This window comes from Streptomyces sp. NBC_00986 (assembly GCF_045162565.1).
Classification (GTDB): Bacteria; Actinomycetota; Actinomycetes; order Streptomycetales; family Streptomycetaceae; genus Streptomyces.
Genome location: NZ_CP108733.1, coordinates 10,327,258 through 10,353,785, shown reverse-complemented (window position 1 = coordinate 10,353,785; position 26,528 = coordinate 10,327,258). Strand labels below are relative to the sequence as shown.

Below are 26,528 nucleotides of genomic sequence, written 5' to 3'. Positions count from 1 at the left end.
GCCGGTCAGAACACCGACACCCCGGTCAGCGTCGTGAAACGGTCGAGCGCGGCGACCCCGGCCACCGAGTTCCCCCGCTCGTCGAGTCCCGGGCTCCACACGGCCAGCGTGCACCGGCCCGGGACGATCGCGATGATCCCGCCGCCCACCCCGCTCTTGCCGGGCAACCCAACCCGGTACGCGAACTCGCCCGCCGCGTCGTACGTCCCGCACGTCAGCATCACCGCGTTGACCTGCTTGGCCTGGGTGAGGGTGAGCAGCCGGGAGCCGTCGGCGCGGCTGCCGTGCCGGGCCAGGAACCCTGCTGCGAGGGCGAGATCGGCGCAGGACGCCTCGATCGAGCACTGCCGGAAGTACTGGTCCAGGAGGACGGGCACTTCGTTGTCGATGTTGCCGTAGGACTTCATGAAGTGGGCGAGGGCCGCGTTGCGGTCACCGTTCGCGGACTCGGAGGCGGCGACCTCCTTGTCGAAGCCGAGGGACGGGTTGCCGCTCTCGGCCCGCAGGAAGTCGAGCAGTTCCCCGGCCGCGTCTCCGGTACGGGTCTGGAGCCGGTCGGTGACGACGAGCGCGCCCGCGTTGATGAACGGGTTGCGCGGGATGCCGCTCTCGTACTCCAGCTGGACAAGGGAGTTGAAGGGGTTGCCGGAGGGCTCGCGGCCCACGTGCTCCCAGAGTTCGTCGCCCTCGCGGGCCAGGTCGAGCGCGAGGGTGAAGACCTTGGTGATGGACTGCGTCGAGAAGGGCTGCCGCCAGTCCCCCACCCCGTACACCGTGCCGTCCAGCTCGGCGACGGCCATGCCGAAGCGGCGTGGGTCGCAGGCCGCGAGCGCCGGGATGTAGTCGGCGGCCACGCCGCGGCTGGGCATCCGCTCGACCTCACCGGCGATGCGCTCCAGGACCGGCTGGAAGGTCATCGATGGGGACATGATCACCATTGTGCCTCCGGGCCGGTCCTGGTGCGCGCCCGCGGCTCAGACAGCCACGGGACCATTGCCGGCCAGGACCTCGGGCCGCAGCAGGGCGGCAAGCGTCTCGGCGGGCAACAGCCCCTTCTCCAGGACGAGTTCGGCCACGCCCCGACCGGTGGCGAGGGCCTCCTTGGCGATGTCGGTGGCGGCCGTGTACCCGATGTGCGGGTTCAGCGCGGTCACCAGGCCGATGGAGTTCTCGACGCTCGCGCGCAGCGCCTCCGTGTTGGCGGTGATGCCGTCCACGCAGCGCTCGGCGAGCGTGACGCACGCGGCACTCAGATGCGTGATCGACTCCGACAGCGAGTGCAGGATGATCGGCTCGAACGCGTTGAGCTGGAGCTGTCCCGCCTCGGCGGCCATCGTGATGGTGACGTCGTTGCCGATCACCTCGAAGGCGACCTGGTTGACGACCTCGGGGATCACCGGGTTCACCTTGCCCGGCATGATGCTCGAACCGGCCTGCACCGGCGGCAGGTTGATCTCCCCCAGCCCCGCACGCGGCCCCGACGACAGCAGCCGCAGATCGTTGCAGCTCTTGGAGAGCTTGACCGCGACGCGCTTGAGCACCCCCGACATCTGCACGAACGCCCCGCAGTCCTGCGTGGCCTCGACCAGATTGGCCGCCGTCACCAACGGCAGCCCGGTGATCTCCGACAGATGCCGCCGAGCCGACTCCGCATACCCTGCCGGCGCATTGAGCCCGGTCCCGATGGCCGTAGCGCCCAGGTTGATCTCATGGATCAACTGGACAGCCTCGTCAAGACGTTGACGATCCTCGTCAATCATGACCGCATACGCCGAGAACTCTTGACCGAGCGTCATCGGCACCGCGTCCTGCAACTGTGTACGGCCCATCTTGAGCACATCACGAAACTCAACAGCCTTACGGGCAAAGGCGTCCTCCAGTACAGACATGGACGCGATCAATCCATGTACCGCAAAGACAGTCGCTATCTTGACGGCGGTCGGATACACGTCATTGGTGGACTGCCCAAGGTTGACGTCCTCGTTCGGGTGCAGGTACTGGTACTCCCCCTTGCCATGCCCCAACAACTCCAACGCCCGGTTCGCCACAACCTCGTTGGCGTTCATGTTGGTCGAGGTCCCGGCCCCGCCCTGCACCACGTCCACCACGAACTGGTCATGCAGCTTCCCGTCCCGGATCTCCCGGCAGGCGGCGACAATGGCGCCCGTCTTCTCCGGCGAGAGCAGCCCCAACTCCTCATTGGCGAGAGCGGCGGCCTCCTTGACGGCGGCGAGAGCATTGATCAAGTGCGGATAGACCGAGATCGGCGTCCCGGTGATGGGGAAGTTCTCCGTGGCCCGCAGAGTGTGAACACCCCAATAGGCATCACCGGGTACATCCCGATCCCCGAGCAGATCATGTTCGCGACGGGTCATGGCAGACATAGGGTCCTCTTTCCAACATCGTTCAGGTCACTTAGGGGCGCGGGGAACTGCGCGACCAGCCCCCACCGGGCCCGCAGATCCCCACAACCGATCTAGGCACACGCAGACAACGGCGGCACAGGGTCCAAAGCCCGCACAGGCCGAACACAACCAACCGGCTCGCCACCACCGAGCAACGGCTCCCCCGCGAACTCGGCAAGCAGCCCCTCCTCAACCCCGGCCCGCACAAGCGCAGCCGCAGCAACAGGCACCCGCGCCCGATTGGCCCCGTCCGAGACCTTCACGGCAACAGCCCGCCCATCAGGCAACGCGGCAACCTGAACCCCCTCGAACCCGTCCTTGGTCAACAGCCCCGGCACGGCCCGCATCAACGCAGCCACATCCCGCCCCGCCCCGGACGCCATCTCCGGAAACTCCCGCATCGCATCAGCAACGCGCGCCTCAGGCGTCCCAGGCGCAGCGGTAGTAATCCGGGCAACAGCACGGGCAAGCCCATGCAGCGAGATGGAGAACAAAGGCGCCCCACACCCGTCGACGGTCACCCGGGCGATCCGCTGCCCGGTGAGATCCTCGACGATCTCGGCGATCGCCTGCTGCAACGGATGCGACGGGTCGAGACAGTCCTCCAGGGACCATCCGTTGAGCTTCGACACGTAGAGCATCGCCGCATGCTTCCCGGAACAGTTCTGGGCGAGCCGGGACGGCGCCCGCCCCTCCCGCACCCAGGCATCCCGCACAGCCGGATCGAACGGGAGGTCAGGGACGTTGCGCAGAGAGTCCTCCGTGAGCCCGGCGAGTTCGAGGATCCGCCGGACCCCGGCGAGGTGACGTTCCTCGCCGGAGTGACTGGCCGCGGCGAGCGAGAGCAGCTCACCGTCGAGCGGCAACCCGGCCCGCACCATGGCGACGGCCTGGACGGGCTTGATCGCCGAGCGCGGATAGAACGCCGCCTCGATGTCACCGATCTGGAGCTGGACCTGGCCGTCGCCATCGAGGACGACGACGGAGCCGTAGTGGATGCCCTCGATCACTCCGCCGCGGATCAGGTGGGCGACGGGTGCGTGGAGGGGTTCACGGATGAGGGGTGGGTCCGCGAGGGAACTGCTGTACATCACTGCCTGTCAGGGTCAGGACGGCGTGGGTCTCACGCGTCGGGTGCGGTGGAGGACGTGCTGGCCACGCGACGGCGGACGGCGAACCATCCGGCGACGAGCGCGGCGGCGATCAGCGGCAGACACAGCACGGTGGTGCGTCCGGCGCCGCCGTCGGCGTACATGAGGACCAGGACGGAGGCGAGGAAGGCCAGCGTCACGAGTTCGGTCCAGGGAGAACCCGGCAACCGGTAGCTGGGGCGGGTCAGTTCGCCCTTCTCGGTCTTCCGCCAGAAGAGGAAGTGACAGAGCATGATCATGCCCCAGGTGGAGAGGATGCCGATCGCGGCGAAGTTCAGGACGATCTCGAACGCGTCCGCCGGCACTACGAAGTTGAGGCCGACGCCGAGGACGCAGATGCCACTGGTGAGCAGGATGCCGCCGTAGGGGACCTGGCTGCGGCTCATCACCGAGGTGAACTTGGGGGCGGAGCCGGACATCGCCATGGAGCGGAGGATGCGGCCGGTGGAGTACAGGCCGGAGTTGAGCGAGGACATCGCCGCGGTGAGGACGACGAGGTTCATGACACCGCCGGCCGCCGGGATACCGATGTTCGACAGCACGGTCACGAAGGGACTCTGGCCCGCGCTGTACTTGTTCCACGGCAGCAGCATCGAGAGCAGGACGACCGAGCCGACGTAGAAGAGGCCGACGCGCCACATGATCGAGTTGATCGCCTTCGGCATGATCTTCTCGGGGTTCTCCGTCTCGCCGGCGGCTACGCCGACCAGTTCGACGGAGGCGTAGGCGAAGACGACGCCCTGGATGATCAGGAGCATGGGCAGCAGGCCGTTGGGGAAGATGCCGCCGTTGTCGGTGATCAGGGACGGGCCGGGGGTCGTACCGTCGACCTGGTGCTGGGTGACCAGCAGGAAGATGCCGATCAGCATGAAGACGACGAGCGCGCTGACCTTGATGATCGCGAACCAGAACTCCATCTCGCCGAACATCCTCACCGAGATCAGGTTCACGGTGAGGACCACGGCGAGGGCGATGAGGGCGATCACCCACTGGGGGATGTCGGAGAACATGCTCCAGTAGTGGGTGTAGACGGCGACGGCGGTGATGTCGGCGATGCCGGTGGTCGCCCAGTTCAGGAAGTACATCCAGCCCGCTACGTACGCGCCCTTCTCGCCGAGGAACTCCCGGGCGTACGACACGAAGGCGCCGGACGAGGGCCTGTAGAGGACGAGTTCGCCCAGGGCGCGGACGACGAGGAAGGCGAAGAGGCCGCAGACCGCGTACGCGATGAACAGCGAGGGGCCGGCGTCGGCGAGGCGGCCGCCCGCGCCGAGGAAGAGGCCGGTGCCGATCGCGCCGCCGATGGCGATCATGTTGACGTGCCGGGACTTCAGGGACTTGCTGTAGCCGGCGTCTCCGGCGTCGACATGGCCGGATCGTTTCTGCACGCCGTCGTGCAGGGACTGCTCGCTGCCGTGCAGGGACTGCTCGCTCACGCCTCGGGTCCGCCTTCCGTGGGGGTGTTCGTGCGCGCGGGGCGCACGATGTCGGTGAGGGTCGTCTCGACCCGGTCGAGGTGGTGGGACATGGCCTCGACGGCGTCCGGCTCGCTGCCGTCGATCAGCGCCTCGACGATCGCCCGGTGCTCGCGGTTGGACTGCTCGCGCCGGCCGCCGAGTTCGTTGAGGAACGCGGACTGGCGGGCCAGCGCGTCGCGGATCTCCTCGATGACCCGGCGGAACACCGGGTTCTGGGCGGCCTCCGCCACGGCGAGGTGGAAGAGCGTGTCCATCGCGACCCACGCGGTGGTGTCGGTCTCCTGTTCCATGCGGTCCAGGAGGTGGGCCAGGTGGTCCAGGTTCTCCGGGGTGCGGCGCAGCGCCGCGTACCCGGCGACCGGGATCTCGACATGGCGGCGCACTTCCAGCAGGTCGCTGGCCGCGTAGTCGCCGAAGGTGGGGTCCTCCACGGCGTTGGCCACCACGAAGGTGCCCTTGCCGGTCTTGGAGACGGTCAGGCCCATGGTCTGCAGGGCCCGCAGGGCCTCCCGCAGTACGGGTCGGCTGATCTCCAGGGTGCGGCACAGCTCCGCCTCGGAGGGGAGCTTGTCGCCGATGGCGTAGTCGCCGCGCTCGATGGCGCCGCGGAGGTGGACAAGCACCGCTTCCATGGCGCTGACGCGCCGCGGCCCGACTCCACCTGTCTGGCTGTCTGACAGGTTCACGGACGTGATCCTGCGGGTGACGGGACAGTGCTGTCAAGCGATCCGAAAAGAAAAATACAGCGGGCGCGAAGCCTGAAAATCCGGCTTCACGCCCGCTGTGATGATCGTCCGCCCAGTACCGACCGCCGTCAGCTGTTGAGCACACCCGTGCCGAGCAGCCCGAACAGCAGCAGACCGATGATGATCCGGTAGATCACGAACGCGTTGAAGGAGTGCTTCGCGACGAACTTCAGCAGCCAGGCGATGGAGGCGTAGGCCACCACGAAGGACACGATCGTGCCGACGGCCAGCGGGGCGGCGCCCACGCCCGCGCCCAGGGCGTCCTTCAGCTCGTAGATGCCGGCGCCGGTGAGGGCCGGGATGCCGAGGAAGAAGGAGAGCCGGGTGGCGGCGACGCGGTCCAGGTCGAGGATGAGACCGGTGGACATGGTGGCGCCGGAGCGCGAGAAACCAGGGAAGAGCAGCGCCAGGATCTGCGAACTGCCCACCAGCATCGCGTCCTTGAAGGTGGTGTCGTCCTCACCGCGCTTGTGCCGGCCCATCTGGTCGGCGCACCACATGACACCACTGCCGACGATCAGTGAGGCGGCGACCACCCACAGCGAGCCGAGCGGTCCGTCGATGAGCGGCTTCGCGGCGAGGCCCACGATCACGATCGGGATCGTCGCGTAGATCACCCACCAGGCGAACTTGTAGTCGTGGTGGTAGCGCTCCTCGCGGTTGCGCAGGCCACGGCCCCACGCGGTCACGATCCGCACGATGTCCTTGAAGAAGTACACGAGCACGGCGGCGATGGCGCCGACCTGGATGACGGCCGAGAACCCGACGACGGAATCATCGTCGACGGGGATCTTCATCAGCCCCTCGACGATCTTCAGATGGCCGGTCGAGGAGACCGGAAGGAACTCGGTCACCCCCTCGACGACTCCGAGGACGGCGGCCTGACCGACGCTGATGACGCTCATGAGATCCAGTTCTTGGGAGTTGGTCGACAGTGCTGTAGACAATAGCGCCGGGAACGGTCCTGCCCGGGCACGGAAAGCGCCCGAACCCTTACGTCCACAGGGCCTCCGCGATCGACACCCCGACAAATGCCGCACCGAGGCCCGCCGTCACGCTGCCGACGACGTTGGCGGCAGCGTAGAGCCCCGCCCCCGTCTCGGTCAGCCGCAGTGTCTCGTACGAGAAGGTCGAGTACGTCGTCAGGGCCCCGCAAAGCCCTGTCCCGACGAGGAGTTGGAGATGCGAACCGGCAACGCCGGCGGACACCGCACCGGTCAGCACACCGAGAATCAGACAGCCGGTGACGTTCACCGCGAAGGTGCCCCAGGGGAAGACGGAGTCGTGTCGGGTCTGCACCGCGCGGTCGGTGAGATACCGGAGCGGGGCGCCGACCACGGCTCCCGCGACGACCAACACCCAGTTCACAACGACCTCTTACCCTTCGCATCCGTTTCGCCGGACTCGTCCGTGCGGCCCACATATCGGATGACCTCGCAGTCGTCGAGGATCACGAGCCCCTCGCCGACGAGTTCGTCGAGCTCCGGCAGGAACGCCCGTACGCGCTCCTCGGTGTCCACGATCACGATCGCCACCGGCAGGTCCTCGCTCAGCGACAGCAGCCGTGAGGTGTGGATCAGGGAGGAGGCGCCGAAGCCCTCGATGCCCCGGAAGACGCTGGCACCGGCGAGACCGGCCGCGTGCGCGCGGTGGACGATCTCCGAGTAGAGCGGCTTGTGGTGCCAGGTGTCGTTCTCGCCGATGAAGACGGTCACGCGCAGGGCGCTGCCGGTCAGCCTGGTCATCGCTGCCTCCACTTCAGGACCCGCCGGGCCGCCGTCACCCCGAGCCACACCGCCGCGAGGGCCGCGAGCAGGGTCGCGGCGAGATAGGCGAGCGCGGTGCGGGGATGGCCCGCGTCGACCAGTTTCTGGATGTCGACGGCGTACGTCGAGAAGGTGGTGAAGCCGCCGAGCACACCAGTGCCGAAGAACGGCCGCACCAGCCGGTGCGCGGCCCACACATCGGTGATGACCACCATGAACACGCCTATCACGGAGCACCCGACGACGTTGATCCCGAAGGTCGTCCAGGGGAAACCGCCGCTCGCCGCGGGCCACCACAGCGAGGCCGCGTACCGGGCCACGGCCCCGATCGCACCGCCGAGCGCGACCACCGCGACGACCGGTCCCTGCCCGCGCCAGACGGACGGGCGTGGGGCCTCGGTCCGGGCACGCAGGCTCTCGGCTTCGGGAGCTGTCATGGCCGTGCGTCTCCTACTCGTCGGGGGCCCTGTGGGCACACGCCTCTACAAGTAGGGACCGTTGGCGGCACCTCTGCCGCGGTTCGGGTACGGCGGGCCCCACCGCCGCGCCGCGAGAGCTGATCGCGGCCGGGCATCAGGGTAACGCCGGGGGCGTGCCGGGGTCACTTCGGGAGGGGCGGCTCGCACAGCGCGATCCCGCGCTCCCACACGCTGCCCAGCACCAGGTGTCCGGCGGCCTCGCACACGCTGGTGGCCATCCGGTACGACGAGCCGCGCGCGGCGAGGTGATGGACGACGGCTCCGTCGTCGTCGAATGCCATGGCTCCGATCGTGCCGGTGGGGCGGAAGGGCATGTGCACGGCGACACGGGCCGCGGCCTGCCGTACGGCGGGTGCCGCCTGGTGGAGGAGTTCGAGCGGTGCGACGCGCGGGCCCGCCAGCGCCACCCAGATCGGCCCGTCCGGGCCGGCGCGCCAGAGGTTGTCGGGCATTCCGGGGAGGTCCTCGACGAAGGGCTCGCTCCGGCCCGCCTTCGGTCCGGTGAGCCAGTAGCGGGTCAGACGGCGGACGCCGGTTTCCACGACGACCAGGAAGGACTCGTCGGCGCTCGGGGCGAGCCCGTTGGCGAACTGGAGTCCGTCCAGGAGGACTTCGGGGCTGTCGGCGCCGGGTGCGAGGCGCAACAGGCGTCCCGTGCCGGTGTGTTCGACGATGTCGCCGATCCACCGCTCGATCGGGTAACGGAGGCTGAAGACGGTGAAGTACACACTGCCGTCCGACAGCGCGACCACGTTGCTGCCGCCCCGCAGCGGCTCACCCGCCACCGAGTCGGCGAGCACGCGTACGGTTCCGTCCGTCAAGTCGACGCGCAGCAGCCCGCGTTCCGCGTCGCACACCAACAGGCCGTCGTCCGGGAGGAGTTCGAGGCCGAGCGGTCGACCGCCGGTGTCGGCGAGGGTCTCCACCCGGACCGACTCGGGGTCGGTCAGTCCGTCGAGGCGGAGGATGCGGCCGTCCTCGACGCCGGTCAGCACCCGGCCGCGGGCGTCGGCGACCACGTCCTCGGGGCCGCGGCCGCCGATCGCGACGTAGCGGCGGGCGACCAGGGCGTCCGGGCGGTCCTCGGATCGGTCGTCGGGGCGGTCCATGAAAGCCTCCACGGTTCGGGCAGGCGCGCGTACGCTTGCTGTTCTTCCCGGTCGTCACGTCGCCCGGCCACGTTTGCCGAGCGTATTGCTGGTGACCCGGATCCCGCTGCCGGTCGGCGAGAAGGGGGCCCTCATGTCACGGTCGGCCACCCAGCGTGCGGGGCGTCCGCGGTGAGACGGGTGCGCGCGGTGTGGCAGGGGCTGGGGTTCGCCGAACTCAACAGGCGCGGGCGGGAGTTGGAGCTGCTGCACCGGGCGATGGGGTTCGCGACGCTCGCTCTGGTCACCCTGGCTCCCCTGCTGATCGTGGTGGCCGCGGCGGATCCGCTCGGGCACGGCGGGTTCGCGCTGTGGCTGGTGGACGGCATGGACCTGTCCGGCCGGTCCGCCCGCGCGCTCACGGATGTCTTCACCCCGCCCCGCAAGGTCATCGGCGCCACGAGTGCGTGGAGCGTGGCGCTGCTCGCGCTGTTCGGCCTGTCCTTCGCGTCGAGTGTGCAGAGCGGCTACGAGCATGTATGGCTCCCGACCGGTGCCCCGTGGAACCGCATCTGGCGTCAACTCATCTGGCTGGTCATGCTGATGGGCTACCTGTACGCGCAGGTGCAGACCCGCAACGTCCTGGAGGGCACGCCCCGCATCCTGCTCAGCATGGCGGCCGGCCTGCTGTTCTTCTGGTGGGGCCCGCACTTCCTGCTCAACCGCCGGGTCCCCTGGCGCTATCTGCTCCCGGGCGCGCTCGCCACGATGGCGGGCCTGGTCGGCCTGCGCTGGTTCTCGTACCTGGTGTTCACCCCGCTCCTGGTCACCAACGCGGTCAGCTACGGCCCGGTCGGCACGGTCCTGGTCGTGGAGTCCTGGCTGGTCGGCGTCGGCTTCGTGCTCTACGGCGGCGCGCTGGTGGGCAGGCTGCTGTGCGAGCGGTTCGGGGACCCCGACGCGGCGTTCCGCACGGAACCGGAAGCGCCGGACGACCCGGTGTCCGCCGAGCCGGAGGAACCGCCGACGCGCTCCGAGCAGGACAAGGTGTGAGACCTCGCCCACCGGAGTCCGTCCGAAGGGAAGGCCTACCAGCCCTTCTCGAACATCCGGGCCACCTCGGCGATACGGACCTCGTCGCGCCGGTAATAGGTCCGCAGCCGGATCCGCCGCACGCGCAACAGGCCCATACTCGCGAGGAGTTCGAGGTGCGTGTCGGCGACCTGGTGGGACACGCCCAGCTTGGCCGCCACGGCCTCCGAGGTGACACCGGCCTCGGGGTCATACCGATGGCCCGGGAAGTGGGTGGCCGGATCTCTCAGCCACTCCAGGATGTCCAACCGTCGCTGGCCTGTCGGAGTCCTCAACATGTCGTGACCCTCCGTTCTGCGCGCCGCTTGCCGCGTCCTCCCACTCTCCCGCAGCACGGTCCGCCACGTCCCGGACTCGGTGACCCTTGTCCGGGACCGAACGGTCCTGTTGGAGAGGGCCGATCGGCCCTGGGGCGTGGGGCGACAGGCGGGACGCGATCGCACCGGAGCGACCGGACACCGGCTCCCGGGACCGGTGATGGCCGAACCACACCGCCGTAGCCGAACAGAACCGCACGCCGGACAGCGGACAGGACCCCCTCCACCCGCGGCTCGTGGCACGCGCGGGCGGAGGGGAGTTCGGCTCAGCCGTCGAGTCGTACGACCCGGACGGCACCGGCTGGCACCGCGAGGCCGCCCGCGGCGCGTTCGCCGGTCAGCAGCTCGGTGCCGTCGGTGCCGAGCGGCACCTTGACGTCCGAGGCGCTGTGGTTGATCGCGAAGAGGAAACTCCCCAACTCCCCTTCCCGACACACGACTTCGACGTCGTACGGCAGGTCGGCGCGCGGCGCGATCCGGGCGTCCTCGGCCGCCCAGCCGAGCAGGGCGTCCAGGCCGTGGGCGTCGAGGCGGGTCGACACGTACCAGGCGGTGCCCTCGCCGAGGCGGTGCCGGGTGACGGCCGGGTGGTCGGCGGTGAGGCCCTCGGCATACGTCCACACGGTCTCGGCGCCGCTCGGGACGACGAACTCGGTCCAGACGTCGCCGGTGAGTTCGGAGCCGTCGGGACCGGTGATGCGCACCCGCTGGTCGGCGAGGAGCGGCGAGAACTCCTCGACCGTCAGGCCGAGTACGTCCCGCAGCGCGCCGGGGTAGGCGCCCTCGTGGACGGCGTCGTGCTCGTCGACGATGCCGGAGAAGTAGGAGACGACGAGGGTGCCGCCCTGTTCGACGTACCGCTGGAGGTTGCGGCCGGCCGCCTCCGTCATCAGGTACAGCGCCGGTACGACGACAAGGGGATAGGCCGACAAGTCGGCTTCCGGGTGCGCGAAGTCGACCGTGAGGTGGCGGTCGTAGAGAGCCTCGTAGAAGGCGTCGGCGCGCTCGCGGGCGTCGTGGTCCTCGCTGGGGCGCCACGCCAGTTTCTGCGCCCACCACGAGTGCCAGTCCCATACGACGGCCACGTCGGCCTGGGTGCGCGTGCCGCGTATCTGGCCCAACTCATCGACGGACGCGCCGAGTTCGACGACCTCGCGCCAGACACGGGTCTCCGTGCCGCCGTGCGGGAGCATCGCGGAGTGGAACTTCTCGGCGCCGCGCCGGGACTGGCGCCACTGGAAGAACATCGCGCCGTCCGAACCGCGCGCCACGTGCGAGAGGGCGTTGCGGGCCATCTGGCCGGGGGCCTTGGCGGGGTTGCGGGGCTGCCAGTTGACGCCCGAGGTGGAGTGTTCGAGGAGCAGCCAGGGGGCGCCGCCCGCGACGGAGCGAGTCAGATCGGCGGCCATCGCGAGGTTGACGTGGGTGCGGCGGCCGTCGGTGATCAGGTAGTGGTCGTTGGTGACGAGGTCGACCTCGCGGCCCCAGGCCCAGTAGTCGACGGACTCGCACTGGCTGAGGGCGGCCATGAAGTTGGTGGTGACCGGGATGCCGGGCGCGAGACGGTGCAGGATGTCCCGTTCCGCGACGAAGTTCTCGCGCATCGTGGCGTCGGCGAACCGCGTGTAGTCCAGCGCCTGGGCGGGGTTGACGGCGGTCGGGGTGAGACGCGGCGGGTTGATCTGGCCGATGTCTCCGTACCGCTGGCCCCAAAAGGCCGTGCCCCAGGCCTCGTTGACGCCGTCGACGCTCTTGTACGTCGTGGTCAGCCAGCGGCGGAAGTGGGCGGCGCAGGAGTCGCAGTAGCAGGCGGAGACGGGGACGCCGTACTCGTTGAAGACGTGCCACAGCGCGAGGGCCGGGTGGTCGCCGTAGCGCTCGGCGAGCTTGGTGGTGATGTTCGCGGCGGCGGCGCGGTAGTCGGCGTTGCTGTGGCAGATGGCGCCGCGTGAGCCGAACTCGTAGCGGGTGCCGTCGACGGTGACGGGCAGGGCCTCGGGGTGGGCGCGGTAGAACCAGGCGGGCGGGGAGACGGTGGGCGTGCCGAGGTCGACGCGGATGCCGTTCTCGTGCAGCAGGCCGATGATCCGGTCGAGCCAGCCGAAGTCGTACACACCCTGCTCGGGCTCCAGCAGTGCCCAGGAGAAGATCCCGACGCTCACCATGGTGACGCCGGCCTCGCGCATCAGCCGGACGTCCTCCGGCCAGACGCTCTCCGGCCACTGCTCGGGGTTGTAGTCCCCACCGAAGGCGAGCCTGGTGAGGCCCTTGGGGGTGGTCTCCGGCATGGATCTCTCCCGTAGTCGATCATTTGGGAACGTGCACACAGCAGCCCGAGGGCACCGACCCAACATAACCGCACGCCTGCGACCGCTGACAAGTGTCCTTGACGTTTCTCTGCTGTGAACGCTCCCAGCACGCGCTTCTGGCTCCGGGTCCGGGAGCCGTAGAGTCTTGACCATGACCAATACGGGGGGTCGGCGCAGACCACCGACGATCCATGACGTGGCGCGCGAGGCCGGTGTCTCGCGGGGCACGGTGTCGCGTGTCCTCAACGGCGGGCACTATGTGAGCCCGGCCGCGCAGGAGGCCGTCAACGCGGCCATCCGCAAGACGGGTTACGTCGTGAACCGGCACGCCCGGTCGCTGATCACGGGGCGTTCGGACTCGGTCGGTTTCCTGCTGACGGAACCGCAGGAGAAGTTCTTCGAGGACCCGAACTTCAACATCCTGCTGCGGGGCTGCACCCAGGCGCTGGCCGCGCACGACATCCCGCTGCTGCTGATGCTGGCCGGCACCGAGGACGAGCGGCGGCGCATCACGCGGTACATCACCTCCGGGCACGTCGACGGGGTGCTGCTGGTGTCCAGTCACTCCGGGAACCCGGTGGCGGAGGAGCTGAGCGAGGCGGGCGTACCGCTGGTCGCGTGCGGCAAGCCGATCGGGCTCGGCTCCAAGATCAGCTATGTCGCCGCCGACGACCGGGAAGGCGCCCGTGACATGACCCGGCACCTGCTCTCCCTCGGCCGCCGCCGCATCGGCACGGTCACCGGCCCGCTGGACACCCCGGGCGGTGTCGAGCGCCTCGCCGGTTACAAGGAGGTGCTCGCGGAGTCGGGCATCGAGGTGGACGCCGATCTCATCGTCTCCGGCGACTACAGCCGACTCAGCGGCGAGCGCGGCGCCGAGCGGCTGCTCGCCCAGGTCCCGGACCTGGACGCCGTGTTCGTCGCCTCCGACCTGATGGCGCGGGGCGTGCTCACGACGCTGGAGCGGGCCGGGCGTCGCGTACCGGAGGACGTGGCCGTCGGCGGCTTCGACGACTCCCCCGCCGCGCTGGCGTCCAGCCCCGAACTCACCACGATGCGGCAGCCGTTCGACCGGATCAGCGCGGAGATGGTGCGGGTGCTGCTGGCGCAGATCGGGGGCGAGGACACGGCGGCGGTGATACTGCCGACGGAGTTGGTGAAACGGGAGTCGACGTGAACGGGCGGGCTGTCGCGGGGAGTTGAGGCAACAGCTCGGTGCGCGCCGGGAGTTGAGGGGCGAGCTGCGGACCCGCCCCCCAACGTCACCGTCAGGCGGACGGGTTGACGATCACCTCGGCCGTGTTGTTCCCGGTGTTCGAGTCGAAGGCGAGGGACGTGCCGTTGTAGGCCCGGGTCGTGACGTGGCCCGTCGCGTCGGGGACGACCCGGTCGATGCGCAGCTGGAACGGGAAGGTGACGTCCAGGTCGGGCTTGGCCCACGTCGGCAGGGCGCACGCGTAGTGGCCGATGGTCGGGTCCTCGCCGGAGGTCCAGGCGTTGTGGCAGGTCTTGGGCACGGACGTGACAACGGTGCCCTCCGGTGCGTAGAAGTCGATCGTGGTGATCGGGTCGCCGGCGCTGACGTCGCCGGCCCAGGCAGGACCGTGGTTGACGAAGCGGAAGCCGGAGGTGACGGTGTCGCCGAGCGCGCCGCTCGCCGAGGTGCCGTAGACGGCGAAGTCGGCGGTGTTGTCGGCGTTGATGTGCCAGGAGCCGCCGTTGTCCGAGCTGTCGAGATCGGTGGTGTCGCCGAGGGGCTCGACGTCGTAGTCGAACCGGTCGTACAGCGCGTGGTCGGTGACGGCGAGCCGCAGCGGCTCCGGCAGTTCCACCGTGGCGCCGGGCGCGACATCGGTGTCGAAGGAGCAGGTCACGACCGTATCGCCACTGCCGTTGACGTCCGGCCCCGTGTAGGTGCACTGCGGGTAGCGGGTGGTGACGTCGAGGCCGTACGTCGCCCACATGTTCAGGGTGAAGCCGTGGGCGGTCTCGTTGCCGGTGTTGGTGATCGCGTACGGCGCGGTGAGGCTGGTGCCGGGCGCGACGCCGTTGGCGTCCTGCGGGGCGGTGATCCCGAGGTCGACGCCGGAGCTCACGGTGACGGTGGTGTCGTCGCTGCGTCGGGCGACAAGCGTGCCGTCGGGGCCTCCGGTGGCCTCGGCGGAGTACGTGATCGTGCCCCGCGCTCCGACGGCGGCGCCGGCGACGGCCCGCACCTTCAACCGCACCTGCGCGCTGTAGCGGATCGGCACGTCCCCGGTGTCGCACACGGCGACGGTGCCGCTGTCGTCCGGCGTGCAGTTGTCGGGCCAGGCCACCTCGGCGATCCCCGCGAGCCCGGAGGCATCGACGGTCAGCCGTCCGTCGGTCAGGGTGAAGGCGTCATTGCTGTGCGTCAGTCCCAGCGCCAGCGGCCGGTACTGCGCGGCACCACCGTCGGGAGCGGCGGTCACCGCCACGTCGTACGGCGACTGGATCGACAGCGCGTCGGTCTGCGGTACGTCGTCGGCGACCGCCACCCCACTCCCGAGCCCAGCGACGGCCAACGCCCCCACGGCTCCGGCGCAGGCCCCGCGACGCAGCACACGTCCGACGGAGAAAGAACTCATGTGGTCCCCCCAGCTGGGCAGCAGAAAGCCCGGCAAGTGACCAGCACCGGGCGCGAGTTGGACGGGGTGCCGGGGTGGAAGGTTGTAGGTGGGGGGCGCGGGGTGGGTGGTTCTTACCGTTTTCTTGATCAGTGGCGGTGCACCGACAGCCACCTACAGGGGAGGAAGGCTGCGCTTCTTCGCTCTCCGTCGGCGGCGGAGGGGACCGACAACCACGTAGAAGAAGACGGCGAAGGCGACCAGGCTCACCCCCTGCAACAAGTGCGGGAACCAGGACCACCCTGGATCACCATCGGTCACGGTCGCCACGATCGTGGCAACTCCGACGCAGGAGAACACCACCACCCAAGTCCACAACCACCACGGCACGCGACGCTCGGCCATGCCCCCCCTCGCCTCCGCTGCGAAGTCCGGTTTTCGTCAGGACAGGGTGCCATGGCGTACCGGACAGAGCAGCCGGTCAGGATTGGAGAAGCCTCCGCGCCTCCCCCGCCCTAGCCTGAATTCACCGGCGAAATCCGTCGGACCACGCTTCACGGAGGAGCTCGTCATGACCGACGGACTGAACACGATCATCTACCCCGTCAAGGACCTCGACGCGGCGAAGGCCCTGTTCGGCGCGCTTCTGGGGGTCGAGCCGTACGCGGACGAGCCGTACTACGTCGGGTACAAGGCCGCCGGGCAGGACGTCGGTCTCGACCCGAACGGGCACGCCCGGGGCATGACCGGACCGGTGCCGTACTGGACCGTGGACGACATCCGGACACGGCTCGCGGCCATGGTGGAGGCGGGCGCCGAGCTGGTCCAGGACGTCCAGGACGTCGGCGGCGGCAAGCTCATCGCGTTCGTCAAGGACGCGGACGGCAACTTCGTCGGGCTCACCCAGAATCCGGCCGCCTGATACCGGGCCCGATACGGGAGCCGGGCCCGGCCGATTACTTGCACGCGCACTAGTTGCGTACTCAATAACTGGCCGGATCGGTGTACCGTGCGGGTATGGCAGTGAAGTCGGCCGGTGCCCGGCAGCTAGAGGAACAGTGGCGGGACATCCTGTCCGTGCACGCGCGCACGATGTGCGAGATCGACCGCGTACTGCACCCGCACGGCCTGGGCGCGAGCGACTTCGAGGTGCTCGACATGCTCGCGTCCGAGGCGCCCCGGGAGGGCGATCAGTGCCGGGTGCAGAACCTGGTCGGACGGGTTCATCTCAGCCAGAGCGCCCTCTCCCGTCTCATCGGACGGCTGGAGAAGGACGGCCTCGTGGAACGCTCCATGTGCATCGAGGACCGACGCGGGGTGTGGGTCGCGCTCACGCGCAAGGGGCGTGATCTCCACGCGGAGGTGCTGCCGCTCCAACGGGGCGTCCTGGCGCGGATGTTGGACGACACCGACAGCTGACGCCCCGGACCCGCCTCACACCACGAACTCCGCCCCGTCCATGAGTACTTCGACCCCGGCCCCGTTCACCTGCGCCCGCGCCGCCGAACTCGCGTCCAGCAACGGGTTCGTGTTGTCGAGGTGGGTGTAGATCCGGCGGACTGCGGGGTGGCGGGCGAGCGCGGTGAGGCTGCCGTGCGAGCCCGCGACGGGCAGGTGCCCCCTGGTCGGACGGCCGGTGCCGGCGCGTTTCGTCGTCGTACGTGCCCCGTCCGCGGTGAAGTACGTGCCGTCCAGCACCGCACAGTCCGCCGTCGTCAGCATCTCGTCGAGTGTGTCCGACCAGGCCGCGACACAGGGTGCGTAGACGAGCGTCCCGCCGGTCGCCAGGTCCTCGATGCGGTACGCCGTCACCCAGCGGTCGTCCGCCGGGCGGGGCGGCAGGTACGTCGGCGGCTCGGCGCCCATCGGGTGGGCTGTCACCACCAGGCCGCCGGCCAGTACGAACCCGCCCTCCCCGAGGCTGTCGGACCACTCCCACGGGGCATAGCGATCGAGGACCGCCCGGGCCGGGATGAGCGCCGCGAGGACAGGCCTCGGGGCGTACACCTTGAGGCCCGCCGCCCCGCGGAGTGCGGCCAGGCCCGTCACATGGTGGGGCTCGGCGTCGGTGAGGAGGACGCCGCGCACCGGGGTGTCGCGCGCGGCAGGACCCGGCCGGAGCGCCGGGGTCGCGGTGAGTTGGGTGCGGATGTCGGGTGAGGCGTTGAGCAGCCACCAGTCGCGCGCGTTGCCGGTGACGGCCACGCACTCCTGCGTACGCGAGGGCAGTTTCCCGTCGCGGGCGGCCGCGCACAGCGCGCAGGCGCAGTTCCACTGCGGGAAACCGCCACCGGCGGCGGTACCGAGCAGGACGACCCTCACGACGATCGCGCCCCCTTGCCGACTCACCCAACTCGCGGACTCACCGAATCTCCCCGAGGGATCTTTCCTCCAGAACGGACCGGACTACCCCACCGCAGGGGGCAGTTCCGGCCGATCTCCGCCCCCGTCCCCTCCCCCTTCCTCCGGTCAACGCAACAGATCCCGTACCGCCGCGAACGCCGCCTCCACCGTCGCCGGATCCGCCCCCGGCCGGGCCAACGCGCTCATGGGAATCGGAGTGACGGAAGGCAGCCCGTCGTACGGAGTCAGCCCGTCCGGAGCCGAACCGACCGCCGCGAGCAGCGCGACACCCTGTCCCGTGCGGGCGATGTCGAGGACCCCGGCGAGGTAGCCCGCGTCACCGACCACCGCCGCCGGTACACCGTGCGCGGCGAGGGTGGAAATGGCGCGGCGGCGGATCGCGCACGGGTCCTCGATGGCGACCAGCGGGACGGGCGCGGGCGCGGCCGGTGGCTGCCAGCCGGGCGTCGCGTGCCAGGTGAGCGGGAGGCCGCCGACCGGAGTGCCCTCGGTGGCGGCGGCCTCGGTGACGTAGACCGCGACGTCGACGCTGCCGCGTTCCACGGCCTCGACGAGGCGGGCCGAGCGGTCGATGCGGAAGCGGACCCGGCAGCCGGGCCGCACCTCCTGGACGGCGGCGGTGAGCCGTGGCAGGAACTGGTCGGCCGCGTGTTCGGTGGAGCCGATGGTGACGGTGTCGCCGTCCACGTCGAGCAGCGTGCGTACGGCCTCGTCGTGCACGGCGAGGATGCGGCGGGCCTGTTCCAGGAGGAGCCGCCCCTCGGGGGTGAACCGGGTGCCCCGTCCCTCACGCTCGACGATCGGCCGGCCCAGCGTCTTCTCCAGCCTGCGCACATGCTGGCTGACCGCGGACTGGCTCAGGGCGAGGGCCCGGGCCGCGCGATGGAAGCCGCCGCAGTCGGCGATCGCGGTCAGGCTGCGCAGGGCCACGATGTCGAGGACAGGTTGGGGCATGCCGGTGACGGTAGCCGTTGCACGTCTCGTTCCGGACCGATCGCGATAACTGATCGATTTCGATGCGGAATCATCGTTGGACGCGATCGGTCGCGGCCGGTCATGATGGGCGCATGCTGCACACGACCGCTTTCGCTGCCCTTCTGACGCAGCGCCGAGTCATCGACTTCGGCGTGGCGTGCAGCGCGCGCTGTCGTTGACCCACCGCCTCTCCGCGGCCCCCTTCCCGAGTTACAGCTGATCACGTCCGCCCTGCGCACTGACACGTGACGGCGGCTCCGGCCTGCTCGTTTTCTCCCCCTCTCCTCAATTCCCCTCCCCTTTCCCCTCGTTGGGAGCTGTCACCCCATGCCCTCTTCCTCCGTCTCGTCCTGGGACGAACCCGAAGGCCTCGCCGCGCGCGGCACGTTGATCGTGCTGGCCGGGCGGGGCGAACACGGCGGTGTCTACGAGCGGTTCGGCCGCCGTCTCGGCTTCGACGCCTACCGCGTCCGCGCCCTCGGCGACCCGACCGCCGACCCCGCCGTCCTGGAGCAGGCCGCCAAGCTGCTCGCCGACGAGTCGCTGCCCGGCCCGAAGGTGCTGGTCGGTTCCGACACGGGCGCCCTCCACGCCCTTCAGCTCGCCGCCGAGCAGACCGCGGGCGTCGACGCGCTGATCCTGGCCGGACTGCCCACCGGCGCCTGGACGGCGGGCAGTTGGGAGGAGGAGGCCGCCGCCCGCACCGCCTGCCCGACCCATCAGGGGCGGCTCACCAACGACCCCGACTTCCGGCGCGGTGCCATCGACGACACCCCCGACCTGCCCGAACCCCGCCTGGACCTGGTGCGCGTCCCGGTCCTGGCCCTGCACGGCAAGGACGACACGATCAGTCCGCTCGACCGGGCGCTGAGCGTCTACGACGGTCACCCGGGCGTGCACACCGTGGTCTTCCACGGGGGCCGGCACGACGCCCTCAACGACGCCCTCCATCGCACCGCCGCCGCCACGGTCGTCCTCTTCCTCGAACGGCTCCGGCTGGCCCCCGAGGTCCGTGAGACCGGCGAGGCCCGTGAACTTCCCCTGATAGCCGAGGAGTTGACATGAGCGGCCGCGTGACGACCACGGTCGCCGAGCTGACCGAACTTCTCGGTTCCGACCGGCCGCCCGTCCTGCTCGACGTCCGCTGGGCCCTCGGCGACCCGTACGGCCACGATCACTACGCGGACGGTCACATCCCCGGCGCGGTCTACGTCGACCTGGACACGGAGTTGGCCGCACCGGCGAGCCCCGAGGGCGGTCGGCATCCGCTCCCCGAACTCGCCGAACTCCAGGAATCCGCCCGCCGTTGGGGCATCGGGAGCGGCCGATCCGTCGTCGTCTACGACGACCTGGGCAACACGGCCGCCGCCCGCGCCTGGTGGCTGCTGCGGTACGCGGGTGTCTCCGAAGTGACCCTGCTGGACGGGGCGTTGGGTGCCTGGCGGACCGCGGGGCTGCCGCTGGAGTCCGGGATTCCCGCCGATCCGACACCCGGTGACGTCGTGCTCCACGCGGGTGCGCTGCCGATCACCGATGCCGACGGCGCCGCCGAACTCGCCGTATCGGGGCTGCTGTTGGATGCCCGCGCCGGTGAGCGTTACCGGGGCGAGGTCGAGCCGGTGGATCCGCGCGCGGGGCACATCCCGGGGGCCGTGTCCGCGCCGACCGGGGAGAACCTGGCGGCGGACGGCACCTTCCTGGCACCGGAGTCGCTGCGCAAGCGGTTCGAGGAGCGGGGTGCCGGAGACGCGGCGCGCATCGGCGTGTACTGCGGGTCCGGGGTCACCGCCGCCCATCAGATCGCGGCGCTGGAGATCGCCGGGTTCGAGGCGACCCTGTTCCCCGGTTCCTGGTCCGCCTGGTCCGCCGACCCCACGCGCCCGGCATCGACGGGAGACCGGCCATGACGACGAAACCCCTGAACGCGGCGGTGCTGCCCGCCCAGCCTGCCCCCGCGGACACACCTCAGCCGGCCGCGCGCGTCACCATCCGCGGCACGGCGAAGACCTCCCGTCGCTTCACCGTGCCCCGTTCGGTGCGCCGGGCAGCCGGCCCGGTCGGCCTCGTCCTCCTCTGGTTCCTGACCTCCGCCACCGGAGTGCTCCCCGAGTCCGTGCTGGCCTCCCCCGTCGACGTCATCCGGCAGGCGGTCGACCTCACGAAGAACGGTGAACTCCCGCACGCCATCGCCGCGTCGGGCCGCCGTGCCGCCATCGGCTTCCTGATCGGCGCAACCGTCGCACTGGTCCTCTCGCTGCTGGCCGGGCTGTTCCGGCTCGGTGAGGACGTCATCGACTCCTCGATGGGCATGTTCCGGGCGATCCCCTGGGTGGGTCTGATCCCGCTGTTCATCGTCTGGTTCGGCATCGAGGAGACGCCGAAGATCGCGCTCGTGGCGCTCGGGGTGACGTATCCGCTGTACTTCAACATCTACGGCGGCATCCGCTCCACCGACGCCCAACTCGTCGAGGCCGCGCGGATGATGGGGCTCGGACGATTCGGGCTGATCAAGTACGTGATCCTGCCGAGCGCGCTGCCCGGGGCACTCGTGGGCCTGCGGTACGCGCTGTCCACCGCGTGGCTGGCGCTGGTCTTCGCCGAGCAGGTCAACGCGGACGCGGGGCTCGGCTATCTGATGAGCAACGCCCAGCAGTACTTCCGTACGGACGTCATCGTGCTGTGTCTCGTCGTGTACGCGCTGCTCGGTCTCGCCTGCGACTTCGCCGTACGGATCCTGTCGCGCCGGCTGCTGACCTGGCGGGCCAACTTCGAGGGTGAGGCGTAGAGATGGCCAACTCCGTTGAGATTCGGGGGCTTTCGCGGGCCTTCGACGGCAACACCGTGCTGCACGACCTCGATCTGGACATCCGTGAGGGCGAGTTCGTGGCCCTGCTCGGGCACAGCGGCTGCGGCAAGTCGACGCTGCTGCGGATCCTCGCCGGGCTCGACGACGAGATCGGCGGCGAGGTGACCGTGCCAGCGCGGCGCAGCGCGGCCTTCCAATCGCCGCGGCTGCTCCCGTGGTTGAAGGTGTGGCGCAACGTCGTGCTCGGGCTGCCCGGGCGACCGGACCGGGCGCTCGCGCTCAAAGCCCTCGACGAGGTCGGCATCGCGGAGCGCGCGACCGTATGGCCCAAGACGCTGTCCGGCGGCCAGGCCCAGCGCGTCTCGCTCGCCCGCGCCCTGGTCCGTGAGCCCGAACTCCTGTTGCTGGACGAACCGTTCGGCGCGCTGGACGCACTGACCCGGGGCAAGGTGCAGGCGCTGGTCGCCGAGCTGTGGCGGCTGCACGGGTGCGCGATCCTCCTGGTCACCCATGACGTGGAGGAGGCGCTGCTGCTCGCCGACCGGGTCCTGGTGATGGACGAGGGCCGTATCGCCCACGAGGTGACCGTCGACCTGCCCCGCCCCCGTGATCTGACCGCCCCCGAGTTCGTGACCCTGCGCGCCCGCCTCCTGAACTGGCTCGGCGTGACCCGCACTTTGGAAGGAACCCCCTCGTGATCCGCAGAATCGCCGCCGCCACCCTGAGCATGACCGCCCTGCTGGCGCTGAGCGCCTGCGGTGCCGACTCCTCGGCGGACACCTCCGCCGGCGGGCAGGTCACCCTCACCATCGGCGACCAGGCCAAGACGCTCCAGACGATCATCGCCGCGTCGGACGCGCTCAAGGGCGCCAAGTACAAGGTGAAATGGGCCGAGTTCCAGGGTGCGGCCCCGCTCTACCAGGCCGTACAGGCGGACGCCGCCGACACCGGGTACTCGGCCGACCTGCCCGCGCTCCAGGCGCTCAGCGGCGGAGTCAAGATCAAGAACGTGGCCGCCCTCAAGAACGACGGCACGCACGTCGGGATCGTCGTCCGCAAGGACTCCGGCATCGACAGCGTGAAGGACCTCAAGGGCCAGAAGGTCGTGGTGTCCTCGGCGAAGGGCAGCATCTCGGAGTATCTGCTGGCCAACGTGCTGAAGCAGAACGGGCTCAACTACAAGGACGTCAAGGTGCAGTACCTGCTGCCGACCGACGCGCAGGCCGCCTTCGCCTCCGGGAAGGTCAAGATCTGGGCGACGTTCGGCGTCTACCAGGCCGTCGGTCTGGAGCAGGGCGGCAAGCTCCTCGTCGACGGCGCGGACGGCCGGGTCAGCGGCTACGGCTTCATCAACGCCTCCGAGAAGGCACTCGCCAACTCGGCGAAGAAGACAGCACTTTCCGACTTCCTCCAGCGCCTGAGCACGGCGCTGAAGTGGACCAGCACCCACCAGGACGCGTACGCGAAGGCCATCGAGCAGCGCAACGGCGCCGACGCCACGGTCGCCAAGACCCTCGCCTCGGCCGCCTACAGCCAGGTACTGCCCATCACCTCGGACGTCAACACGACCGTCCAGCAGGTGGCCGACCTCATGAACAGCATCGGGGTCCTCGACCCGAACGTGGACGTGGCCAAGTCCGCCGACACCTCCCTGCTCAAGTGACCTTTCCTGCTTAGGAGTTCGCTCATGCCTGTCGAGTTCATCAGCGCCGTCCACACCGACTCCGGGGCCTCGGGTCCCGCCGCGTCGAGCCGTACCGGCCTGGACGTCGACCATCTGCGCAAGTACGCCCGGGCGTTGGACGACGGCGGCTTCGACCACACCCTGGTCGCCTACCACTCGGCCTCGCCCGACGCCTTCCAGATCGCCCAGTTCGTCGCCACGCACACCGAGCGCATCCGCCCGATCCTCGCGCACCGGCCCGGCGTCATCTTCCCCACGCACGCGGCCCGCGCCCTGGCCACGCTGGACCGGATCAGCAACGGCCGGCTGACGCTGCACATCATCTCCGGCGGCAGCGACGAGGAGCAGCGCCGGGAGGGCGACTACCTCAACAAGGCCGAACGGTACGAGCGTTCGGACGAGTACATCCAGATCCTGCGCAAGGTGTGGGAGGCCGAGGGACCCGTCTCGCACGAGGGCAAGTACTTCACCTTCGAGGGCTACTACTCCGACGTGAAGCCGGTGAACGGCCTCGTCCCGATCTCCGTCGGCGGCTCGTCGCAGGACGCGTACCGGGTGGGCGGACAGCAGGGCGACATCTTCGGGCTGTGGGGCGAGCCGCTCAAGGAGACGGCCGAGCAGATCGCCGCCGTCAACGCGGTCGCGGATGCCGCCGGGCGCCCGCATCCCCGTATCTGGGTCTCGTTCCGCCCGATCATCGCGCCGACCGAGGAACTCGCCTGGGAGAAGGCGCACCGCACCCTCGGCATCCTCAAGGACCAGGCGAAGAACACCGAGTTGCTCCGCCACTACCGCACCACAGGCCGCCCCGCGAACGTCGGTTCGCAGCGCCTCCTCGACATCGCCGAGCGCGGCGAGGTCCAGGACCGCTGCCTCTGGACCGCCCCCGCCGTCGCCACCAACGCCGCGGGCGCGTCAACTGCCCTTGTGGGCACGCCCGAGACGGTCGCGCAGGCGCTGCTCGACTACGTCGACATCGGCTGCGACCTGCTGTCGATCCGCGGCTACGACCCGCTCAACGACGCGATCGACTACGCCCGTCACGTGCTGCCGCTGGTCCGCCAGGAACTCGCGCACCGGGCCACCGCCTCGCACGCCGCCTGACCCGTCCGTCACCTTCTGATTGCGAACCCCCTTATGGAGACCCCGTGTTGTTGCGCCACACCCTGCGCGCGTCCGCCGCCGCCCTCGTCCTGCTCCTGCCCTTCGCCTCGGCCTGCGGCGGCAGCGCGAGCGCCGAGTCCTCGTCCGACGTCTCCTCCGTCACCCTGCGGGTCGGCGACACCGGCTGGAAGGTCGACGAAGCCGTCCTCAAGTACGCCCACCTCGACGACACCCCGTACAAGGTGAAGTGGAGCCTGTTCCAGGGCGGCGACCAGCAACTCCAGGCGATCCGCGCCGGAGCGCTCGACCTCGCCTCCTCCAGCGAGATCCCGCCCCTGTTCTCGGCGGCCGACGGCAACCCCAACTTCAAGGTCGTCGCCGTCCAGCGCGGCACCACCCTCAACCAGGAAGTCGTCGTCCCCAAGGGCTCGAAGGTGACCGACATCGCCGGTCTGAAGGGCAAGAAGGTCGGCTACGTCCAGAACACCACCGCCCACTACTTCCTCTACGAGCTGCTGAAGCGGGCCGGGTTGACGTGGTCGGACATCGACGCCAAGCCCCTGCTCCCCAACGACGGCCTCGCGGCCCTGAACGGCGGCTCCATCGACGCCTTCGCCTCCTACGGCACGTCGATCATCACCGCCCACCAGCAGGGCGCGACGACGGTCGGCTCCGGCGCGGACATCCTCTCCGGCAACTTCCTCTGGTCCGCCCGCGACAGCGTCCTCAAGAGCCCCGCCCAACGAGCCGCCGCGGCCGACCTGATCGCCCGGATCACCAAGGCGTACGCCTACGTCCGCGACGGCCACGAGAACGGCTTCGCGAAGGTCACCGCCGACGCCACCCACCAGCCCCTCGCCCAGGCCAAGTCCGACCTGGTCGCCGCGCAGAAGCAACGCCCCACCCAGGCAAGGACAGTCGGCGCCGACACGATCGCCTCCCAGCAGAAGGTGGCCGACGCCTTCACCGAACTCGGCGCGCTCAAGAAGCACCTGGACGTGAAGTCGTTCTGGACCACCGCACTCAACTCCGACCTGAAGAAGGCCCTGTGACCGCCCGCATCGCCGAACTGGCCGCCGGCTACGACCAGTCGGGCGCCTTCCCCGCCGACTCCCTCCGCATCGCCCACGAGGCCGGCCTCCTCACCGCGACCATCGGCGAGTCCTACGGCGGCCGGGGCGCCCGGGTCGAGGAGAGCGCGCGCATCCTCCACCGGATCGGGCAGGGCGACCCGTCGGTGGCCCTGATCGCGGCGATGACCCTGAACACGCATGCCAGGCAGGCCGCACAGCCGCACTGGCCCGAGGAGCTGTACGCGCGGATCGTCAAGGAGTCCTTCGAGCGGCCGGTGCTCGTCAACCACGCCCGCGTGGAACCCGAGTTGGGCTCCCCCGCACGCGGCGGCCTCCCTTCGACCCTCGCCCGGCGCACCCCGGACGGCTGGTCGCTGAGCGGCACCAAACGCTTCGTGACCGGCGCGGAGGGCCTGGACTGGTTCCTGGTGTGGGCCACCACCGACGAACCGGAACCGCGTGTCGGCACCTTCCTCGTTCCCGGCGACTCATCCGGCATCGAAATCACCGGCCGCTGGGACCAGTTGGGCCTGCGGGCCAGCGGGAGCCACGACGTGACGTTCCGGGACGTGGAGATCCCGTACGAGCACGTCATCGGCATCGGCCCGTACGGCGCGTCGGCCGAGCAGGACAACCGGGCGGGGGCCTCTCTCCATCTCCCCCTCGCCGCCCTCTACTTGGGGGTGGCCCGGGCAGCGCAGTCCTTCTTCCACACGTTCGCCCACGCGCGCGTGCCCGCCAACCTCGGTCATCCGGTGGCCCGTACGGAACGCTTCCGCAGGACCGCCGGGGAGATCGAGGTGCTGCTGGCCGGTGCCGAACAGCTGGTGTTCGGCGGGGCCGCCCGGGTGGACGCCGGTGACTCCTCGTACACACCCGAACAGGCGCTAGGGGCACGGGTGTTGGCCGACCGGCACGGCGTACGGGCCGTGGAACTCGCTGTAAGGCTGCTCGGCAATCCCGGGCTCGCGCGGGGCAATCCGCTGGAGCGGCACTTCCGGGACATCCAGTGCGCGCCGGTGCACGCACCACAGGAGGACATCTCCCTGCTCGCGATCGGAACGAAGGCGTTGAATCCGTGAAGGCACGCACAGTGAAGGTAC

At 70.0% G+C, this 26,528-nt stretch carries 28 protein-coding genes; 12 read left to right on the top strand and 16 right to left on the bottom strand.

Going from position 1 to position 26,528, the window contains the following annotated elements:
- Window positions 1-5: 5 nt before the first annotated feature.
- The 10 genes from OG504_RS46590 to OG504_RS46545 form a co-directional block, all read right to left on the bottom strand.
- Window positions 6-938: a glutaminase gene (locus OG504_RS46590; RefSeq protein ID WP_405995217.1), complete on the bottom strand. Its 933-nt coding sequence runs from the start codon at window positions 936-938 to the stop codon at window positions 6-8.
- Window positions 939-974: 36 nt separating this feature from the next.
- A complete protein-coding gene (gene aspA / locus OG504_RS46585; RefSeq protein ID WP_405995216.1) occupies window positions 975-2,384 on the bottom strand; it encodes an aspartate ammonia-lyase in 1,410 nt (469 codons plus the stop codon).
- A 92-nt stretch (window positions 2,385-2,476) separates the two neighbouring features.
- A complete protein-coding gene (locus OG504_RS46580) occupies window positions 2,477-3,496 on the bottom strand; it encodes an asparaginase (protein WP_405995215.1) in 1,020 nt (339 codons plus the stop codon).
- A gap of 32 nt (window positions 3,497-3,528) precedes the next feature.
- A complete protein-coding gene (locus OG504_RS46575) occupies window positions 3,529-4,992 on the bottom strand; it encodes an amino acid permease (protein ID WP_405995214.1) in 1,464 nt (487 codons plus the stop codon).
- Complete coding sequence (locus OG504_RS46570) at window positions 4,989-5,666, bottom strand: FadR/GntR family transcriptional regulator (protein ID WP_033278612.1); 678 nt, start codon at window positions 5,664-5,666, stop codon at window positions 4,989-4,991. Before OG504_RS46570 ends, OG504_RS46575 begins: the two co-directional genes overlap by 4 nt.
- Window positions 5,667-5,848: 182 nt before the next feature.
- Window positions 5,849-6,685: an undecaprenyl-diphosphate phosphatase gene (locus OG504_RS46565; protein ID WP_405856045.1), complete on the bottom strand. Its 837-nt coding sequence runs from the start codon at window positions 6,683-6,685 to the stop codon at window positions 5,849-5,851.
- 88 nt (window positions 6,686-6,773) lie between these two features.
- Entirely contained in the window at window positions 6,774-7,148 is a 375-nt protein-coding gene (crcB, locus tag OG504_RS46560) for a fluoride efflux transporter CrcB (RefSeq protein WP_405995213.1), read from the bottom strand.
- A complete protein-coding gene (locus OG504_RS46555) occupies window positions 7,145-7,525 on the bottom strand; it encodes a DUF190 domain-containing protein (RefSeq protein ID WP_405995212.1) in 381 nt (126 codons plus the stop codon). The genes crcB (OG504_RS46560) and OG504_RS46555 overlap by 4 nt, the downstream gene beginning before the upstream one ends.
- Complete coding sequence (gene crcB, locus OG504_RS46550; RefSeq protein ID WP_405995211.1) at window positions 7,522-7,983, bottom strand: fluoride efflux transporter CrcB; 462 nt, start codon at window positions 7,981-7,983, stop codon at window positions 7,522-7,524. The genes OG504_RS46555 and crcB (OG504_RS46550) overlap by 4 nt, the downstream gene beginning before the upstream one ends.
- A 164-nt stretch (window positions 7,984-8,147) precedes the next feature.
- The gene (locus OG504_RS46545; protein WP_405995210.1) at window positions 8,148-9,134 is read right to left on the bottom strand and encodes an SMP-30/gluconolactonase/LRE family protein; all 987 of its coding nucleotides are present in this window, start codon (window positions 9,132-9,134) and stop codon (window positions 8,148-8,150) included.
- 171 nt (window positions 9,135-9,305) lie between these two features.
- Between OG504_RS46545 and OG504_RS46540 the strand changes: the two genes are divergently transcribed.
- Complete coding sequence (locus OG504_RS46540; RefSeq protein WP_405995209.1) at window positions 9,306-10,166, top strand: ribonuclease BN; 861 nt, start codon at window positions 9,306-9,308, stop codon at window positions 10,164-10,166.
- Window positions 10,167-10,201: 35 nt separating this feature from the next.
- On the opposite strand, the gene OG504_RS46535 is transcribed toward OG504_RS46540, so the two are convergent.
- On the bottom strand, window positions 10,202-10,483 hold the full coding sequence (locus OG504_RS46535) for an ArsR family transcriptional regulator (RefSeq protein WP_405995208.1): 282 nt from the start codon (window positions 10,481-10,483) through the stop codon (window positions 10,202-10,204).
- A 305-nt stretch (window positions 10,484-10,788) separates the two neighbouring features.
- On the bottom strand, window positions 10,789-12,810 hold the full coding sequence (locus tag OG504_RS46530) for a beta-galactosidase (protein ID WP_405995207.1): 2,022 nt from the start codon (window positions 12,808-12,810) through the stop codon (window positions 10,789-10,791).
- Window positions 12,811-12,976: 166 nt separating this feature from the next.
- On the opposite strand from OG504_RS46530, the gene OG504_RS46525 reads away from it, so the two are divergent.
- Window positions 12,977-14,008 carry a LacI family DNA-binding transcriptional regulator gene (locus OG504_RS46525; RefSeq protein ID WP_405995206.1) on the top strand — a complete coding sequence of 344 codons (1,032 nt, stop codon included), beginning with the start codon at window positions 12,977-12,979 and terminating at the stop codon, window positions 14,006-14,008.
- Between the two features lie 91 nt (window positions 14,009-14,099).
- Here OG504_RS46525 and OG504_RS46520 read toward each other — a convergent pair whose 3' ends face one another.
- Together OG504_RS46520 and OG504_RS46515 are read right to left on the bottom strand one after the other, a co-directional pair.
- On the bottom strand, window positions 14,100-15,440 hold the full coding sequence (locus OG504_RS46520; RefSeq protein ID WP_405995205.1) for a hypothetical protein: 1,341 nt from the start codon (window positions 15,438-15,440) through the stop codon (window positions 14,100-14,102).
- A gap of 153 nt (window positions 15,441-15,593) precedes the next feature.
- Window positions 15,594-15,824 carry a hypothetical protein gene (locus tag OG504_RS46515; protein WP_405995204.1) on the bottom strand — a complete coding sequence of 77 codons (231 nt, stop codon included), beginning with the start codon at window positions 15,822-15,824 and terminating at the stop codon, window positions 15,594-15,596.
- 166 nt (window positions 15,825-15,990) lie between these two features.
- On the opposite strand from OG504_RS46515, the gene OG504_RS46510 reads away from it, so the two are divergent.
- Window positions 15,991-16,341 (top strand): VOC family protein, encoded by a 351-nt coding sequence (locus OG504_RS46510; protein WP_366495048.1) that lies wholly within the window; start codon window positions 15,991-15,993, stop codon window positions 16,339-16,341.
- A 95-nt stretch (window positions 16,342-16,436) separates the two neighbouring features.
- A complete protein-coding gene (locus OG504_RS46505; RefSeq protein WP_405995203.1) occupies window positions 16,437-16,838 on the top strand; it encodes a MarR family winged helix-turn-helix transcriptional regulator in 402 nt (133 codons plus the stop codon).
- Window positions 16,839-16,853: 15 nt separating this feature from the next.
- On the opposite strand, the gene pqqB is transcribed toward OG504_RS46505, so the two are convergent.
- Window positions 16,854-17,741, bottom strand: coding sequence for a pyrroloquinoline quinone biosynthesis protein PqqB (gene pqqB / locus OG504_RS46500; RefSeq protein WP_405995202.1), 888 nt, complete (start codon window positions 17,739-17,741; stop codon window positions 16,854-16,856).
- Between the two features lie 147 nt (window positions 17,742-17,888).
- Entirely contained in the window at window positions 17,889-18,737 is an 849-nt protein-coding gene (locus OG504_RS46495) for a LysR family transcriptional regulator (protein ID WP_318014515.1), read from the bottom strand.
- A gap of 348 nt (window positions 18,738-19,085) precedes the next feature.
- Here OG504_RS46495 and OG504_RS46490 point away from each other — a divergent pair, with 348 nt between their 5' ends.
- The 8 genes from OG504_RS46490 to OG504_RS46455 are packed head-to-tail and all read left to right on the top strand — an operon-like array spanning window position 19,086 to window position 26,507.
- Window positions 19,086-19,823 carry an alpha/beta hydrolase gene (locus OG504_RS46490; RefSeq protein WP_405995201.1) on the top strand — a complete coding sequence of 246 codons (738 nt, stop codon included), beginning with the start codon at window positions 19,086-19,088 and terminating at the stop codon, window positions 19,821-19,823.
- Window positions 19,820-20,665 carry a sulfurtransferase gene (locus OG504_RS46485; protein ID WP_405995200.1) on the top strand — a complete coding sequence of 282 codons (846 nt, stop codon included), beginning with the start codon at window positions 19,820-19,822 and terminating at the stop codon, window positions 20,663-20,665. The genes OG504_RS46490 and OG504_RS46485 overlap by 4 nt, the downstream gene beginning before the upstream one ends.
- Window positions 20,662-21,543, top strand: coding sequence for an ABC transporter permease (locus OG504_RS46480; protein WP_405995199.1), 882 nt, complete (start codon window positions 20,662-20,664; stop codon window positions 21,541-21,543). The genes OG504_RS46485 and OG504_RS46480 overlap by 4 nt, the downstream gene beginning before the upstream one ends.
- 2 nt (window positions 21,544-21,545) lie before the next feature.
- On the top strand, window positions 21,546-22,262 hold the full coding sequence (locus OG504_RS46475) for an ABC transporter ATP-binding protein (RefSeq protein WP_033278595.1): 717 nt from the start codon (window positions 21,546-21,548) through the stop codon (window positions 22,260-22,262).
- A complete protein-coding gene (locus OG504_RS46470; RefSeq protein ID WP_365989086.1) occupies window positions 22,259-23,227 on the top strand; it encodes an ABC transporter substrate-binding protein in 969 nt (322 codons plus the stop codon). Before OG504_RS46475 ends, OG504_RS46470 begins: the two co-directional genes overlap by 4 nt.
- Window positions 23,228-23,251: 24 nt before the next feature.
- On the top strand, window positions 23,252-24,352 hold the full coding sequence (locus tag OG504_RS46465) for an LLM class flavin-dependent oxidoreductase (protein WP_405995198.1): 1,101 nt from the start codon (window positions 23,252-23,254) through the stop codon (window positions 24,350-24,352).
- Window positions 24,353-24,396: 44 nt separating this feature from the next.
- On the top strand, window positions 24,397-25,404 hold the full coding sequence (locus OG504_RS46460) for an ABC transporter substrate-binding protein (RefSeq protein WP_405995197.1): 1,008 nt from the start codon (window positions 24,397-24,399) through the stop codon (window positions 25,402-25,404).
- Window positions 25,401-26,507, top strand: a complete 1,107-nt coding sequence (locus tag OG504_RS46455; protein WP_405995196.1) for an acyl-CoA dehydrogenase family protein — start codon at window positions 25,401-25,403, stop codon at window positions 26,505-26,507. The genes OG504_RS46460 and OG504_RS46455 overlap by 4 nt, the downstream gene beginning before the upstream one ends.
- Window positions 26,508-26,528: the final 21 nt, after the last annotated feature.

Excerpts from the sequence above, each read along its gene's own strand:
- OG504_RS46590 (WP_405995217.1), bottom strand. The coding sequence starts at position 938 with ATGGTGATCATGTCCCCATCGATGACCTTCCAGCCGGTCCTGGAGCGC.
- aspA (WP_405995216.1), bottom strand. The coding sequence starts at position 2,384 with ATGTCTGCCATGACCCGTCGCGAACATGATCTGCTCGGGGATCGGGAT.
- OG504_RS46580 (WP_405995215.1), bottom strand. The coding sequence starts at position 3,496 with ATGTACAGCAGTTCCCTCGCGGACCCACCCCTCATCCGTGAACCCCTC.
- OG504_RS46570 (WP_033278612.1), bottom strand. The coding sequence starts at position 5,666 with ATGGAAGCGGTGCTTGTCCACCTCCGCGGCGCCATCGAGCGCGGCGAC.
- OG504_RS46565 (WP_405856045.1), bottom strand. The coding sequence starts at position 6,685 with ATGAGCGTCATCAGCGTCGGTCAGGCCGCCGTCCTCGGAGTCGTCGAG.
- OG504_RS46555 (WP_405995212.1), bottom strand. The coding sequence starts at position 7,525 with ATGACCAGGCTGACCGGCAGCGCCCTGCGCGTGACCGTCTTCATCGGC.
- crcB (WP_405995211.1), bottom strand. The coding sequence starts at position 7,983 with ATGACAGCTCCCGAAGCCGAGAGCCTGCGTGCCCGGACCGAGGCCCCA.
- OG504_RS46545 (WP_405995210.1), bottom strand. The coding sequence starts at position 9,134 with ATGGACCGCCCCGACGACCGATCCGAGGACCGCCCGGACGCCCTGGTC.
- OG504_RS46535 (WP_405995208.1), bottom strand. The coding sequence starts at position 10,483 with ATGTTGAGGACTCCGACAGGCCAGCGACGGTTGGACATCCTGGAGTGG.
- OG504_RS46530 (WP_405995207.1), bottom strand. The coding sequence starts at position 12,810 with ATGCCGGAGACCACCCCCAAGGGCCTCACCAGGCTCGCCTTCGGTGGG.
- OG504_RS46520 (WP_405995205.1), bottom strand. The coding sequence starts at position 15,440 with ATGAGTTCTTTCTCCGTCGGACGTGTGCTGCGTCGCGGGGCCTGCGCC.
- OG504_RS46515 (WP_405995204.1), bottom strand. The coding sequence starts at position 15,824 with ATGGCCGAGCGTCGCGTGCCGTGGTGGTTGTGGACTTGGGTGGTGGTG.
- OG504_RS46510 (WP_366495048.1), top strand. The coding sequence starts at position 15,991 with ATGACCGACGGACTGAACACGATCATCTACCCCGTCAAGGACCTCGAC.
- OG504_RS46505 (WP_405995203.1), top strand. The coding sequence starts at position 16,437 with ATGGCAGTGAAGTCGGCCGGTGCCCGGCAGCTAGAGGAACAGTGGCGG.
- OG504_RS46495 (WP_318014515.1), bottom strand. The coding sequence starts at position 18,737 with ATGCCCCAACCTGTCCTCGACATCGTGGCCCTGCGCAGCCTGACCGCG.
- OG504_RS46490 (WP_405995201.1), top strand. The coding sequence starts at position 19,086 with ATGCCCTCTTCCTCCGTCTCGTCCTGGGACGAACCCGAAGGCCTCGCC.
- OG504_RS46485 (WP_405995200.1), top strand. The coding sequence starts at position 19,820 with ATGAGCGGCCGCGTGACGACCACGGTCGCCGAGCTGACCGAACTTCTC.
- OG504_RS46480 (WP_405995199.1), top strand. The coding sequence starts at position 20,662 with ATGACGACGAAACCCCTGAACGCGGCGGTGCTGCCCGCCCAGCCTGCC.
- OG504_RS46475 (WP_033278595.1), top strand. The coding sequence starts at position 21,546 with ATGGCCAACTCCGTTGAGATTCGGGGGCTTTCGCGGGCCTTCGACGGC.
- OG504_RS46465 (WP_405995198.1), top strand. The coding sequence starts at position 23,252 with ATGCCTGTCGAGTTCATCAGCGCCGTCCACACCGACTCCGGGGCCTCG.